The sequence below is a fragment of the Clostridium muellerianum genome (assembly GCF_012926525.1).
Classification (GTDB): Bacteria; Bacillota; Clostridia; order Clostridiales; family Clostridiaceae; genus Clostridium_AM; species Clostridium_AM muellerianum.
Window position 1 is genome coordinate 38,270 of sequence record NZ_JABBNI010000018.1, and the last position, 16,457, is coordinate 54,726.

A 16,457-nucleotide genomic window follows, 5' to 3' on the forward strand; every position below is an offset into this window, starting at 1 on the left:
ACTTTTGTACATATAAAATTCTGACTGAGCATAATGCGAAGCAATTTTTAAGCTGCAAAAGTTGGATAAAATAACATTTAGAAATCATGGGGGGAGTAAAAAATGAAAAAAATATCTAAAGTTTTAATTCTATTACTAATTGTATTTACTTTTGGAGCCTGTGGAAAAACAACAACTACTACAAGTACAACCAGTTCAGATAATAGCAAAAAAATTACTGTTACTGATGGACTAGGAAGAAAAATAGAACTATCAAAGCCTGCAGAAAAGGTGTTAAGTAATTATGCTGTAGCGACACAAATATTGTGTACTTTAGGGGAACAAAATAATATCTTAGGTCCAGATGGAAAGGCTATACAAAATCCATTAGGTTATTCACCAAAGACAGGTGCGAGTAAATCATCTGCTACTAAAGGCGCTAATGAGTTAAATGTGGAACAAGTAGTAGCAGCTAAACCAGACCTTGTTGTTATACAAAAAAAGAGCAAACAAATTGTACCAAACCTTGAAAAAGCTAATATTAAAGTTTTTGTTGTAAATGCAGAAGGTCTTGATGAATTAAAATCTACTGTGAAAAATTTAGGAATAGCTACTGGTAAAGAAAAAAGAGCAGACGAATTTATGGATTATTATACACAGAAGTTAGACTTCATTAATAATAAAATTAAAACTGTAGACCAAAAAAATAAGCCTAAAGTATATATGGCAGGGGGAAGTATGTATTTAACTCCTGGAAAGAATATGTTTCAAAACTCATTGATTGAGTTAGGTGGCGGAATAAATGTGGCAGGTTCTTTAAGTAGTGCTAAGTGGAATGAAGTATCTGCAGAGCAGGTAATTGGTTGGAACCCTGATATAATAATTCTTACACAATATTGTGGAGTAAAACCACAGGATGTACTTAATAATGCTGGTTTAAAAGATATAAATGCTGTAAAAAATAAAAAAGTTTATTTAATGCCTTCAAAAATGAGTTCATGGGATATGCCTTGCCCACAGACAATTTTAGGAGTAATGTGGTTAGGTACAAAGACAAATCCTGAAGTATTTAAAGATACAAATATAACAAAAGAAGTGGATGATTTTTATCAAAAATTTTATGGTACTACTTATACAAAACTTGGTGGTACTTTAGATTAATTATATTAAATAGAACAGTAATGAGTAAAGAAATCATTAAAGAGGCTGTGTGTTAAGAAATTTGTATATGTTATATTGATTTGTAAATAGGTGGCAAATACAATATAGTGTGAAATTTATTCTTAGTGCCACAGCCTCATTTTTATAATTACTATTAAATCTTTGTAGATTGTTATAAACTACATATAATAAATTTCATATTAGGCACATTCAATAAAACAACTAGTCAAAGATGTTAGTCTATTTTGTATCAGACAAGGAAGCAGGTTCCGCTGACGCAGTATGATGAAAAATAGGCTAACATACTGACTAGTTATTTTATTGAATGTGCCTTAAAGCTAAAGGTGGATAAAAAGCATATATCTGGCAATAATATTATTAAAAAGACTAAATTATGATATAATTTAGTTTGAAACTGTATATATAACATCATAATTAAATTTTACTATTTGCTTTACTCAAAGTTGAGGTTTAATTTTGATTTTATAGTAAAATTAAGATTTTGAGGTTGTATATTTACAATATAAAATGGTATTTGTTTTGACTGAAATTTTTAAATTTAGTTATTTTGGTGTATAATTGGACAAGTAACTTGTCGAAATGAATATTTAAGGATTAATATATAGAGAGGTTTTTTATGAGTAAAGCTTTATTTATTACAGAAAAGCCGTCAGTGGCTATGGAATACGTTAAACTTTTAAATGTAAAAGGTACAAAAAGGGATGGATATATAGAATCAGATAAAGCCGTGTTTTCATGGTGCGTAGGACATATGGTGACTATGAGTTATCCAGAAGCGTATGATCCTAATTTAAAAAGATGGTCGCTAGACACTTTACCTTTTTTACCTAAGGAATATAAATATGAAATTATTCCAGCAGTATCAAAGCAGTTTAATGTAGTTAGAGGATTATTAAAGAGAGAAGATATAAATACAGTATATGTATGTACCGACTCAGGAAGGGAAGGAGAGTACATTTATAGACTTGTAGATCAAATGGTAGGGGTACAGGATAAAGAAAAAAAGAGAGTGTGGATTGATTCTCAAACAGAAGAAGAAATACGTAGAGGTATAAAAGAAGCAAAGGACATTTCAGAATATGATTCATTGGCTGATTCAGCATATTTAAGAGCTAAGGAAGATTATCTTTTAGGAATAAACTTTTCCAGACTTTTAACTCTTAAATATGGAAAGACTGTGGCTAATGCTACTGGAGATAAATTAGTAGTAATTGCAGTAGGTAGAGTTATGAGCTGTGTTCTTGGAATGATTGTAGATAGGGAACGTGAGTTTAGATCATTTGTAAAGACGCCTTTTTATAAAATTTCAGGAAGTTTTGACGGTAATTCTAGTGGAGAATATGAAGAGGAAATGGTTTACGATGGTGAATGGAAATCTATAGAAGGTTCTAAATATAAGGATTCACCTCTTTTATATAATGAGGGTGGTTTCAAGAAAAGAGAAGATGCTGAAAAGTTTATAGAAGAAATAGGTGAGAAAATTTTTGAAAAGGAGCCTGTTATAGAGAGTATAAAAAAGACTGTAGAAAGTAAAAATGCCCCTTTACTTTTTAATTTAGCAGAGCTTCAAAATGAATGTTCAAAGAAGTTTAAAATAAGTCCTGAGGAGACTTTAAATAAAATTCAGGCATTATATGAGAAAAAGCTGCTTACATATCCAAGAACAGATGCTAGAGTTTTATCTAAGGCTGTAGCTAAAGAAATAGATAAAAATATAAGAAAGCTTTTAAAATATGATGGAGATAAAGAAATAAAAGGCATAGCAGAAAACATATTAAATAATAAATGGTATTCAAACTTAGAAAAAACTAAGTATGTAAATGATAGTAAAATAACAGACCATTATGCTATTATACCAACAGGAGAAGGGCTTCAAAGCTACAATGGTCTTTCAGATTTGGAGAAAAAAGTATATAATTTAGTACTTAGAAGATTTTTAGCTATATTTTATCCTCCAGCTAAATATAATAAACTCGCTATTACAACTTGTGCGGGTGGAGAAAGATTTTTTACTACAGATAAGGTTTGTGTAGAAGAAGGTTACCTTAATGTATTAAAAGAATATAAGAAGAATAAGGAAGAGAAAAATTTAAAGTTTTTAAGTAATCTTAAAAAGGGTCAGATAGTAGATGTTGTTGATATGGAAGTGAAAGAAGGGGAAACTTCACCTCCTAAAAGATATACCTCAGGATCTATAATTATTGCTATGGAAAATGCAGGTAAGCTTATTGAAGATGAAGAACTTAGAGAGCAGATAAAGGGAGCTGGTATAGGAACATCTGCAACTAGAGCTGAAATATTAAAAAAGTTAGAAAAAATAGGTTATATTATGTCTGATAAGAAAACTCAAGTTATATTTCCAACTCAAAAGGGAGAAATGATATATGAGGTTATAAAAAATTCTATACCTACACTGCTTAATCCTACACTTACAGCCAGCTGGGAAAAAGGATTGAAAATGGTATACGGAAAAGAAATAGAACCTGATATATTTATGAAAAAGCTAGAGGATTATACTAAACTTAATGTAAAAAAAGTCATGGATAGAATGAATATGGGATATATGCATAGTTTCTTTGATGAAGTTAAGGATAAAAATAGTAATGGTGTAAAAAGTAAAGGTTCTTCTAAGAATAAAAAATCTTCAGTAGTAGATAAAAGTGAAAGTGGCAATAGGGAATCTTTAGGATTATGTCCTATATGTAAAACAGGAGATATTGTGAAGAATAGTAAAGGCTATGGTTGCAATAACTGGCAAAGCGGATGTAAATTTTTTGTATCAGAAATTTGTGGCAAAAAGATACCTGTTGAACAGATTACAAAGCTGATGAGTGATGGAAAGACAGATATTATAAATGGCTTTAAATCAAAGAAAGGCAATGAATTTAATGCAAGACTCATAATAAAGGAAGGAAAAATAGAATTTTCCTTTGAAAATTCATAAATACATTAAAAGATCATGTTGGAGGAATCCGGCATGATTTTTTTATAAAATGTGATAATTAGGTATTCTACACATCTTTATAATAAAAAACGTATAATTTTCCGTATATTGTGCAAATTTATATTATTAACCTATGATAATAAGGTGTTACGGAAAATAATTATCATGTTTAAGAAGGTGAAGCAATGGATTTGAAAAGAAAAGCAATCAGAGTAGGAGTTGCTGCTTCCTTATGTATATTGGTGTCAAATTTGTTAAAATTAAAATATACTTTTTTTGTTGTGCTTCCTGCAGTCATGCCTATATCCACTTTTTTTGGTGAAACAATTAAATTTGGAGCAAATAGGATTATTGGTAGTTTTATTGGGGCTCTAATTGGAGTTATACTTATAACTCTTCAATGGCAAAATGCTATTTTAATTGGAATAGGAGTAATGCTCATTATTTATATTTGCAGTTACCTTAAATGGGATAGTACTACATCTATTGCTTGCTTAGTATTTGTGTCTATTATGCTTGGCGTAAAAGGGGCTGGAGCTATTTTATATAGCATCCACAGATTGTTGGATACATTAATAGGCATATCTATTACTACAATTGTAAATAACTATGTTTTCAATCCCAATATGCCTAAAGTACTTAAAAATAGAGCTCAAGATATACAACAAAGTCTACTTAATTTAGCTAACGATGAGGAGTTTATAGAAGATAAGAATAAATTAGATAATATTGAAAAAAGCATAAACAGTTTAAAGGAAACTTTCAAGATATATTCTGAAGAAATTAAGGTTAGTTCAAAATTTTTGCCTGTAAAAAATAAATTAGATAAAATGGTGGATATTTTTTCTATCATTTTTCAACAGGTAGGAATAATTAATTATATCAATGTTAATGATGATTTTCATGATCTTAATAAGGAACATATTAAGATGATTATTAGTTTTCATAAGGATATATTTTTTCGTGAAATGAAAAATTTAAACGAAATTATAAAAAGTATTTAGTCAGTGTACATATTATTTGCATTTTTTATGCTGCTATACGTAAATAAAATTAGAATCAGTAAATATCTCAATTTTACACTTTATCATTTATAGTATATTTTAAAATTATAAAATATGGTAAACATGAATATTATGCACGTAAAAGTAAATAATATCTCTGTATAAAGGTATTTTATGTTAATGAATGGTGCAACTAAGTTATATAAGGAGGAGTTCGTAATGTCAGGTCCTATAAACATAGGAGTAAGTATTCCTAGAAAGGAATCTTTAGATAAAGTTACAGGTGCAGCTAAATATACAGATGATACAATAATCCCTGGTATGTTGCATGCAAAACTATTAACAAGTCCCTATGCACATGCAAATATAAAGTCAATAAATATAGAAGCAGCTTTAAAAGTAAAAGGAGTAAAATCCATAATCACTGGAGATTATTGTAAAGCGTTGTTTGGTGCAAATGTTGAAGATAGACCGCCTATAGCAAAAGATAAGGTAAGATACTTTGGAGAACCTGTAGCAATGGTAGTAGCAAATAGTGAACAAGAAGCTGTGAACGCCATAGAACTTATTAAAGTGGAATATGAAAAGCTTCCTGTAGTAAACTCTGTTAATGAAGCTATTAAACCTGATGCACCTTTGATACACCCTGATTTATCTAAATATGCTTGTGTTGTTGATTTTGCAAATCCTAAAGAAAATAGTAATATTGCAACCCAGATAAAAATTCGTAAGGGTGATATGGCTAAAGCATGGTCAGAAAGCGATGTAGTGGTTGAGTCCAGTTTTACAATGCCTCAGGCAGATCACCTGGCTATGGAAACTCGAAATGCAAGGGCACAAGTATTACCTGATGGACGTGTTATTATATACACTTCTTCACAAGCACCTTTTCATGTAAAACAGATTATAAGCAAAAAATATAATATTCCTGAAGGTAATTTGATAGTTCGGGTTCCTTTTGTAGGAGGAGGATTTGGTGGTAAAGCTTGTATACAATTAGAAACTTTAGCCTATTTAGCATCAAAGTCTGTAGGTGGTAAAATGGTTAAGATAGCAAATACAAGGGAAGAGGATATTAGAATGTCACCTTGTAAAATAGGATTAGAAGCAAGTCTTAAAATAGGTGCTGCTAAGGATGGAATGATAAAAGCATTAGAATGTACTTATTTGGTGGATTGTGGCGCTTACAGCGATACAGCACCAACAATGGCCAAAGCTATAGCAGTTAATTGTACAGGACCTTATAATATTGAAAATATTTATTGTGATTCGTTTTGTGTGTATACTAATCATACCTTCGCAACATCTTATAGAAGTTTTGGCCATGTATCTTTTACATTTTGTATTGAAAGATTACTTGATAAATTAGCAGCAGTTTTAGGAATGGATATGCTTGAATTAAGAATAAAAAATGCAATTTCTCCCGGAAACTTTTCGCCTACTCAGGTAAAAATAACTGAAAGCAATACAGGATGTTTGCAAAGATGTCTTAAAAAGCTAAAACAAGTTATTAATTGGAGGCCTGAAAATATAATTGAAGCTAATGGTGATATGGTTCACGCAAAAGGTATAAGTTGTTTTTGGAAAACCTCAGATTCCCCATCAAATGCTACTTCTGGAGTAATTTTAACATTTAACAAAGATGGGAGTATAAATTTAAATTGTGGTGCTGTAGAAATTGGTCCTGGTATGAAAACTACTGCAGCACAAATATTAGCTAAAAGAATGAATATGGATGTAAGTAGAATTCATGTGTTTATGGGAGTAGATACTGAAGTTTCACCTAGACACTGGAAGACGGTAGCCAGCATGACAACCTTTATGGTAGGTAGAGCAGTTTTAAGAGCAGCAGAGGATTTAATAAAACAATTAACAAAGACAGCTTCCATAGCCATGAAATGTCCAGAAGAAGATTTAGAAGTATCTAATGAAAAAGTTTTTTTAAAGGATGATCCAAGTATATATATAATTTTTAGAGATTTAGTATATGGTTTTTCATATGCTAATGGAATATCTATAGGAGATCAAATAATAGGCAGGGGTAGCTATGTAATGAGACATATAACAGAACTTAATAAAGAAACTGGAAAGGGAAAGCCTGGACCATCATGGACAGTAGGTGCACAGGCAGTTGAAATTGAATATAATCCTAAAAATTATAACTATAGAATTTTGAAAGCCGTTACCGTTATTGATGCTGGAAAAATAATTAATCCTAAAGCAGCAAAAGGATTAATAATGGGCGGTATGAGTATGGGACTTGGTTTAGCTAGTAGAGAAGAATTTTTATATGACGATGAAGGAATTCTACAAAATACAAGTTTGCGTATATATAAACCAATGCATTTTGGTGAGAATCCTGAATATATAGTGGATTTTATTGAAACTCCTCAAATTGATGGACCTTATGGAGCAAGAGGATTAGGTGAACATGGAATTATAGGTATTCCAGCGGCTTTTGCTACAGCGTTATCATTAGCAGCAGAAAGTGACTTTCTTAAAATACCTATTACACCAGAAGTCATCTGGCAAGCTAAGACTGGAGGAAAATATGATACCCTTTGATTTTGAATACTATAAACCTGAATCCATAAACGAAGCTGTTACTTTATTTAGAGAATTACAAAGTCATGGAAAAGAACCTAAATATTATGGTGGTGGAACAGAAATAATAAGTATGGCAAGAGTTAATAACATTTATACAGGAGCTGTAATTGATATAAAAGGGATACCTGAATGCAATATACATACGCTTCAAAATGATAGTTTGATTATTGGGTCAGCTGTTACACTTACAAGTATAGCAGAACAAGACTTTTTTCCGCTGCTCAGTTTAACAGTAAAAAGAATAGCTGATCACACTATACAGGATAAAATAACTTTAGGTGGAAACTTAGCAGGCACAATAATATATAGAGAAGCTGTACTTCCACTTTTATTAAGTAATAGTGGAGTAGTAATAGCTGGAAGCTGTGGTATAAGAAAAGTACCCATAATGGATATCTTCAATGAAAAAATTCAAATTGATAATGGGGAGCTTATTGTACAAATAGAAGTAAAAAGAAGTTTTTTGGATATGCAACATTTACATGTTAAAAGAACTAAAAGTGATAAAATTGATTATCCTTTGATAACCCTTGCAGCACTAAAGGATAACTACGCTATTAAAGTTGCATTTAGTGGACTATTTAAATATCCTTTTAGATCCTTCGCTGTGGAAAATATAATCAACGATAAAGCGTTAAATGTAAATCAACGTATAAATAATATAATAAGTAGTATATCATCTAATATCTATAGTGATTTAAATGGGTCTTCAGAGTATAGAAAGTTTGTATTACAGAGTATGCTTTTAGAGACAATAGAAAAGCTTGAAGGGGGGACTTAAATGCTGCAGGTTTTGGAAAAAGCAATAATTACAATAAATGTCAATGATGAAGATGTAGAAGTAGTTGTTAAACCATCTGATATTTTATTAAATACTCTAAGGCTTCAACTTGGTCTTACAGGAGCAAAACCTGGTTGTGAAAATGGAGATTGTGGATCTTGCACAGTTCTTGTAGATGGATGGCCTATAAAATCTTGTTTAATGCTTACAGTTGAGGCAATTGGTAAAAAAATAACTACTATAGAAGGTTTAAAAAATACTCCAATACAACAAGCCTTTGTTGATAATTTCAGCTTTCAATGTGGGTATTGCACATCAGGATTTTTAATGGTTTGTCATGCTTTAACTAATATTCATCCAGATGCAAATGATTATGTTATTGCAGAATGGCTTGAATCTAATGTGTGCAGGTGTACCGGTTATGAAGAAATTAATAATGCTATTAAATCAGTGTTAAATACAGGTAAAAGTTAAATTTTAGTGTAAAAGAGAGCTGGCGCACTAAGGAATTTACATACAATATATTGTAGTATTTGTCCTTAATGCGACAGCTCTATTATTTATTAAAAATAATCTCTTATTTTAAAAGTATGCTAATATTAATAAGGCATATTCAAAAAATAACAAGTCAGTATGTTAGTATATTTTGCGTCATACTGCGTCAACAGAACCCTTTGATAGAACAACTATCAGCGGAACCTGTTTCCTTGTCTGACACAAAATATACTAACATCTTTGACTTGCTATTTTCTTTCATATGCCTAATATAATTATCAATTATACTGAAACTAGTTTAAAAATTAAGTTTCAGAACATTTGGGAGAAGGGTCTACATCAGTATTAATGTTAGTTTGAGCATTTTTGTTTCCGTGATTTAAAAATGCATTTAATAGTACAGCAACAACTGATGCAGAAACTATACCACTACTGAATATAGATTTAAAAATTGCTGGAGTGTGGTTAAGTAAATTAGGTGAACCTGTAATTCCGAGACCTATTCCAATAGAACAAGCAACAACAAGCATATTGCAATTGTTATTAAAGTCTACATCAGAAAGCATTTGTATACCAGCTACTGCAACCATTGCAAACATTATAGTTGTAGCTCCGCCTATAACAGGTTGAGGAATAATTGTAGCTATAGCTGCAAATTTTGGAATTAAACCAAGGCATACTAAAATGATACCCGAAGCAACTACAACAAAACGGCTTTTTACCTTGCTTAGTGATAAAAGACCAAGGTTTTGATTAAAAGTTGTGTAAGGGAAGGAATTAAAAATACCTCCTAAAATTGTAGCAATTCCTTCTGCTCTAAGACCACGTACAATATCTTTTTCGGAAATTTCTTTATCACAAACTCTTCCAATTCCAAGAAAAGTACCTGTTGATTCAATCATTACAGTTAACATAACAAAAGTCATCATAATTATTGAACCGATATCGAATTTTGGTAAACCAAAAGTAAATGGATGTACAAAGCTTACCCATTTTGCATTTATAACTGGTGAGAAGTCTACTTTTCCCATAAAGGAGGCAACTATAGTACCTAAAATAATACCATTTAAAACAGAAATTGCTTGAAAAAATCCTTTGAAGAATTTGTTTGATAATAAAACAACAATCATTACAAATCCAGCTAATAAAAGATTAGATACACTTCCGAAGTCTTTGGCACCTGAACCACCACCAATACTAGTTATACCTACATTTATTAAAGAAAGCCCAATCATGGTAACAACAGAACCTGTTACAACAGTAGGAAAAAATTTCAATATTTTACCGTACAGTGGTGCAATAAGCACAACAATAATTGCTGCTACGATTATGGAACCATAAGCTGTTTGCATCCCTAAATTTTTACCTACGATTATAAGTGGACCAACAGCTGCAAAGGTACAACCCAATATTGCAGGTAGTCTAATACCAATGTTAGGACCTATGCCAAGTGCTTGTATTAAAGTTGCAAGTCCGCAAGTAAATAAGTCAGCTGCAACTAAAAGTTCTAATTGCCAAGGTGTTAAACCTACTGCACCACCTATAATTAATGGAACAGCTACAGCGCCTGCATACATAGCAAGTACATGCTGTAAACCTAAAGTAAACAGCTGAGGAGCAGGAAGAACTTCATTTACCTTATCAACTGTTTTTATCTTTTCATTTGTCATAATAAAAAAAACCTCCTAATAAAAATATGTAAGATAGTTGCTTGATCAGTTTCACAAGCTATGATTCGCCTTTATTAGGCTTTCATAATTTTCTCCGCCAAGGTATAACATAATTACACTATAGGGAGTTTTTTAACAATAGTAATTGAGTAGTTGATTTTAAATATAAAATAAAAACTCCGCTGCAAATTCATGGTGAATCTGCAGTGGAGTTTAAAAATAATCCTATTAAACATTTATAATTTAAAGGCATATAATTTTTTCCTCAGATTCATCCATAGAAAGGAAATTTACGGTTTCCTAGTAGAGACTCCTAAACCTAAATTATTAGGATTATACGGATGACTTATTCAATATTATGCACCTATGGTAACATAGTTTTAAAAAAATATCAATATATTTTGACCAATATCAATATAAATATTCGTATTTAATAGTACTTTTTTAAGATATATTAGAAAATAGTTCGTGATACGCCGAATTATAGCGTTTGCAATTAATTGGGTTTTATTGAGATGTGATAATAATGTAGTGTAAAAATAATGTGACGCAAAGGTGCAGTATCAGTTTTGATTTTAACTTTTACTCCATGATATATGGTAAGTGTTTCATCACTGCTAAATGTTTTAATTATTCTAAAGCTCGAAATTTTTGAAAGCCTAAGAACTTTGTCAAACTCGGTTCCCTCAAACAAAACTAAAGTTCTAAGGCTTTCAAAAATTTTGAGCTAAGAATAATACTAAAACAATTTAGCTAAAGTGATGAAACACTTACCATATATCATTACATAAAAGTTAAAATCAAAACTAGTAACTTCAGTTGTACATATTAATATTGATAATTTTATAATTTAGCCCTTAAAAATTTAGACGTAATACAGCTTAACGTTTATTCGGTTACTTGAGTCGCATTTTGCTTATGTTAACTCAAAATTTTGTATGTGAAAAGTTAAGTCCATTAAATGAATAAAAGCTGTGAAATAAAGGTAGTAGTGCCTTTATATTCACAGCTTTTTAAACTAAAAAATAAATATAGGTTTATTGTGCAGCTTTAAGTTTTTCGATACCTACTTGAATTCTTCTTAAAGTTTCTTCTTTACCTATTATTTCAGCTATTTCATAAGCTCCACCTGGAGTGGATTTTTTACCTGAAACAGCAGTTCTTACAGGCCATAAGACTATACCATTTTTAACTCCAAGTTCAGCAACTAAATCCATACATACTTTTTCTATGTTTTCAAAAGTCCATGGAGTTAAAGCTTCAAATCTAGGTAGTATTTTTTCTAAAACATCTAATGAATTTTCATAATTTGTTTTCATTTTCTTGTGAACATAAAGCTCTGCTGAATGTTCTGGAAGAGCTTCGAAGAAGTCTACCATATCAGGTATTTCGTTTAATACTTCTACTCTTGTATGTAAAAGAGGGCTTATTTTAGTAAAATCTAAATTTTTAGTTATAGCCTTTTGATAATAAGGAAGAGCTAATTTATGAAACTCTTCTAATGGAAGCTTCTTTATATATTCTCCATTCATCCATTTTAATTTTACATCATCAAATATAGCTGGTGATTTGTTTATATTCTTATAATTGAATGTTTCTACTAACTCTTCAAGAGAGAATATTTCTTTTTCACCACCTGGATTCCAACCAAGTAAAGCTATGTAATTTAGTATAGCATCTTTTAAATAGCCTTTTGCCATTAAGTCTTCGAAGGAAGCATCTCCATTCCTTTTACTTAATTTGTGATGAGTATCCTTCATTATTGGAGGACAGTGCACATATACTGGAACCTGCCAGCCAAAAGCTTCATATAATCTATTATATTTAGGTGATGATGATAAATATTCACTTCCACGAACTACATGAGTTATTCCCATTAAGTGATCATCTACTACATTAGCAAAATTATATGTAGGGAATCCATCTGATTTTATAAGTATCATATCATCTAATTCTGAATTATCTACAGTTATGGTTCCGTAAATATCATCTTCAAAAGTTGTAGTACCTGTTGAGGGGTTATTCTGTCTTATAACATAAGGTATACCAGAAGCCAACTTTTCTTCTATTTCTTCCTTAGATAAGCTAAGACAGTGTTTATCATATTTAGCAGCTGTATTATTAGTTTCAGCTTCTGCTCTTAAAGATTCCATTCTTTCTTTAGAACAGAAACAATAGTAAGCCTCACCTTTTTCGATTAATTGCTTAGCATATTCTATGTATATATTAGTTCTTTCACTTTGAACATAAGGACCTACTGGGCCGCCTACATCTGGACCTTCATCATGTTTAAGTCCTGTAACTTTTAAGGTGTTATAAATTATATCTAGAGCTCCCTCTACAAATCTTTCTTGATCGGTATCTTCTATTCTAAGTATAAAATCCCCATTTTCATGTTTTGTTATTAAGTAAGCATATAACGCTGTTCTTAAATTACCAACATGCATATATCCTGTTGGACTTGGGGCAAATCTTGTTCTAATTTTAGCCATTGTTACCACTCCTATATTTATTAAAATAAAAACCTCTCATCACAGAGACGAAAGGTGATTTGATACAATATTACTACCTATAATAATATAATAACTAACTATTGGTGTCAAGGTACACAGGAAAAGCAAAACCAAAGTTAGATTTGGGAATAAATGGTATGTATAAATATTAATCACTTAAAATAAGTGCATTATTATGTTATTGACAAAAGTTAAACAATTATATAAATACAAAAGTATGTATATGGTTAATGAAAGTCAAAAAATAAGCAAAATTTGGGAGGATACGACAAAAAAGTATAAGAGTACCGTTAAAATTAAATTTAAGATCTAAATTTGATTAAATTATATGTTATAAATACTTTAAAATAATATTGGGTTTTAGTATAATAAATATGTAACTGCAGTTTGTAATTTAAGTAAATATTAATCAATATTTAAATAGAATAATACAACTTAATAAAAATCTTAAATATAAATTTTACATAAAAACTTATGAATATTTAATGCATAAATTTTATATTATAAGTTGCAGACAAATTAAACTTGAAAGAGGAGATAATTATGGAAATTAAAAGTAAAGTTTTATCGTTTTTTGTAGTGAGTTCTATAATTCCGTTTATGTTAATATTAACTTTAATTTATTTTGTAAACGGTACTTCAGGAAGCTATGATTTTAAATGGAAGATTTCAACTATTATTATTACCTTTTTGTCTGTTATTTTCATAATTTTAGCAATTTTTAAAGGTAAAAGTTTGATGGAAGCTGTAGAAACTACTGATGAAAATAATGATGAAGAAAAATCTGATGAAGATGGTGATGTTGAGGTTAAAAGATCATACGAACAATTGCAATCTGTGATATCTGTATTTTCAGGCAGTTCTCAAGAAATGTTAGCTTCAGCTAATGAAGTTTCAAACTCAATACAACAAGTTGCTCAAGGTGCTAATGATCAATCTAATGATATTATAAAAATAGTGGAGAATTTAACTAGTTTATCAAAAGAAACAGATATAGTTCAAGAAAAACTACTTGTAGTAAAGAAAAACACCAATGAAACTGAAACAAAAGCAGTAGAAGGTGAGGAAAAAATATATGAACTTATAGATTTTATTGTAAAGATAAAAGGTGCATTTGATGTAGTTTCGGAAAATATAAATAATTTATCTGCTACAGTGTCGGAAATAGGTAAAATTACAGATGTAATAAATGCTATATCAGAACAAACTAATCTTTTGGCTTTAAATGCATCGATAGAAGCAGCTAGGGCGGGAGAACAAGGAAAAGGTTTTAGTGTAGTAGCAGAGGAAGTTAGAAAACTTGCAGAAGAATCTAAAGTTTCATCAAAGAAAATTATAAATCTTGTTAAGTCAATTTCTCAAGGAACAGAAAAGGTAATAGATAATTCAGGTAAGGTTGGAATACTTTTGGAGGATCAAGCAGTAATAGCTAATGATAGTATAATATCTTTTGAAGATATTATAGGTTCGGTAAAAAGTATACCTGTACTTATAAAAGAAACAGAAGAATCTCTTAATAAGGTTTCACAAAATAATATTTCTGTTTTGGGTATGGTGAAAAATGTATCAGAAGTGGCAGAAGTGACTTCTGCAGCATCAGAAGAAATATCTGCATCCTGTGAAGATCTTTTATCCTCCTGTGAAGAGATTTCAGGGCTGTCTGTTAAATTAGAGAAAGAAGTAGAAGATTTGAAAAATAAAAAAGCATACTAAAAAGTAAAGCATATTTGGAATAAAGTAAAACACATTTGAATACTAATATTAAGTACCTTGAAACCCAGCATTTTAAAAGTGCTGGGTAAAATTGTGTTTTATTGAAGTACTTATATAAGAATTGACTGGTTTGATTCAATTAAATTAGTTTTTTATGTCATGGATACCTATTGTAATACTTAAGCTAAGCAAGATTCATTGATATTAAGATATACTATTGGAAAAAGGAGCTATAAAGTGAAAAATGCATAAAAAATAGCATAATTCAGGTGGGAGCAAAATTGACACAGGCGTATATTATTGGTATAAATAATATAGCACATATGTGGAATGTTACACATATATTAATATTAAATAAATGGAATATGCTATAATATTAAACGGGTGAAGTATTTAAGTATTAAGGATATGGGAGGAAAAATTATGTCTATGAAAGTTGCTATTAATGGTTTTGGAAGAATAGGTAGAGCAGTACTTAGGATTGCTCAAAATAGATTGAATGAGGATGTAGAAATTGTAGCTATTAATGCTAGAGCTGATAGTGAAACTTTGGCTCATCTTTTTAAATATGATTCTTGCTATGGAAGATTTAACGGAGAGGTAAAAACTACCCCAAATTCTATTATAATAAATGGTAAAAGTATAAAAATATTAAGAGAAAATGATCCGGAAAATTTACCTTGGGGAAAAATGAATATAGATATAGTGGTAGAGTCCACAGGAGTATTTAAAGATAAAAAAAATCTTATGAAGCATATAAAAGCAGGAGCTAAAAAGGTTATATTAACAGCACCAGCAAAGGATGAGGATATAACTATAGTTATGGGAGTTAATGAGGAAAAATTAGATGTAGAAAAGCATACTATAATTTCAAATGCTTCTTGTACAACCAACTGTCTAGCGCCTTTTGCAAAGGTTTTGGATGATAAATTTGGAATAGTAAAGGGATTGATGACAACTATACATTCGTATACTAATGATCAAAGAATATTAGATAAAACGCACAAAGATTTAAGAAGAGCAAGGGCAGCAGGTGAATCAATAATTCCAACTACTACAGGAGCAGCAAAAGCGGTAGGTAAAGTACTTCCAAATCTTAATGGAAAGTTAAATGGTTTTTCTGTAAGAATACCTACTCCTACGGTTTCACTTACAGATTTAGTTTGTGAACTTTCTAAAAATGTAACAGTAAAAGAGATTAATAATGCATTTAAGGAAGCAGCTGCAGGAGATATGAAGGGAATACTTGGTTATTCAGAAGAACCACTAGTTTCTATAGATTATAAAGGTGATGAGAGATCTTCTATAATTGATGGCCTTTCAACAATGGTAATGGAAGATAATATGGTAAAAGTAGTATCATGGTATGATAATGAATGGGGATATTCTTGTAGAACTGTTGATTTAGTAAATTATACTGCAATGGAAATGCAAAAGCAATGTGAATACAAAATTGGAATGGTTGTTTAGGAAAAGTTTTAATATGAACTTTAGAAAACTTGGGACTTAGGGATAAAAATGGTTATTTAGGGGAAAAATAAAGACTGTCAATTGTCAAATTGACAGTCT

Annotated in this window: 10 protein-coding genes and 1 riboswitch; of the genes, 8 read left to right on the plus strand and 2 right to left on the minus strand. The window is 30.4% G+C overall.

The genetic code is table 11. From position 1 onward, the window contains the following. Positions 1-102 precede the first annotated feature (102 nt). From HBE96_RS10565 to HBE96_RS10590, 6 genes are all read left to right on the plus strand, one after another. Positions 103-1,140, plus strand: coding sequence for an ABC transporter substrate-binding protein (locus HBE96_RS10565; protein ID WP_169297733.1), 1,038 nt, complete (start codon positions 103-105; stop codon positions 1,138-1,140). 637 nt (positions 1,141-1,777) lie between these two features. Next, on the plus strand, positions 1,778-4,105 hold the full coding sequence (locus HBE96_RS10570) for a type IA DNA topoisomerase (protein ID WP_169297734.1): 2,328 nt from the start codon (positions 1,778-1,780) through the stop codon (positions 4,103-4,105). Positions 4,106-4,290: 185 nt separating this feature from the next. Next, complete coding sequence (locus tag HBE96_RS10575) at positions 4,291-5,109, plus strand: FUSC family protein (RefSeq protein ID WP_169297735.1); 819 nt, start codon at positions 4,291-4,293, stop codon at positions 5,107-5,109. A 219-nt stretch (positions 5,110-5,328) separates the two neighbouring features. Then, a complete protein-coding gene (locus tag HBE96_RS10580) occupies positions 5,329-7,674 on the plus strand; it encodes a xanthine dehydrogenase family protein molybdopterin-binding subunit (RefSeq protein WP_169297736.1) in 2,346 nt (781 codons plus the stop codon). Further along, a complete protein-coding gene (locus tag HBE96_RS10585; RefSeq protein WP_169297737.1) occupies positions 7,661-8,497 on the plus strand; it encodes an FAD binding domain-containing protein in 837 nt (278 codons plus the stop codon). Before HBE96_RS10580 ends, HBE96_RS10585 begins: the two co-directional genes overlap by 14 nt. After that, positions 8,498-8,971: a (2Fe-2S)-binding protein gene (locus tag HBE96_RS10590; protein WP_169297738.1), complete on the plus strand. Its 474-nt coding sequence runs from the start codon at positions 8,498-8,500 to the stop codon at positions 8,969-8,971. It begins immediately after the preceding gene. A 326-nt stretch (positions 8,972-9,297) separates the two neighbouring features. On the opposite strand, the gene HBE96_RS10595 is transcribed toward HBE96_RS10590, so the two are convergent. Together HBE96_RS10595 and gltX are read right to left on the minus strand one after the other, a co-directional pair. Beyond that, positions 9,298-10,662 (minus strand): nucleobase:cation symporter-2 family protein, encoded by a 1,365-nt coding sequence (locus tag HBE96_RS10595; protein ID WP_169297739.1) that lies wholly within the window; start codon positions 10,660-10,662, stop codon positions 9,298-9,300. Positions 10,663-10,920: 258 nt separating this feature from the next. Beyond that, a riboswitch (purine riboswitch) is annotated at positions 10,921-11,023 on the minus strand. Positions 11,024-11,699: 676 nt separating this feature from the next. Next, complete coding sequence (gltX, locus tag HBE96_RS10600; protein WP_169297740.1) at positions 11,700-13,154, minus strand: glutamate--tRNA ligase; 1,455 nt, start codon at positions 13,152-13,154, stop codon at positions 11,700-11,702. A 564-nt stretch (positions 13,155-13,718) separates the two neighbouring features. Here gltX and HBE96_RS10605 point away from each other — a divergent pair. Then, positions 13,719-14,888: a methyl-accepting chemotaxis protein gene (locus HBE96_RS10605; protein ID WP_206154895.1), complete on the plus strand. Its 1,170-nt coding sequence runs from the start codon at positions 13,719-13,721 to the stop codon at positions 14,886-14,888. Between the two features lie 423 nt (positions 14,889-15,311). Next, a complete protein-coding gene (gene gap, locus HBE96_RS10610) occupies positions 15,312-16,358 on the plus strand; it encodes a type I glyceraldehyde-3-phosphate dehydrogenase (protein WP_169297741.1) in 1,047 nt (348 codons plus the stop codon). Positions 16,359-16,457 lie beyond the last annotated feature (99 nt).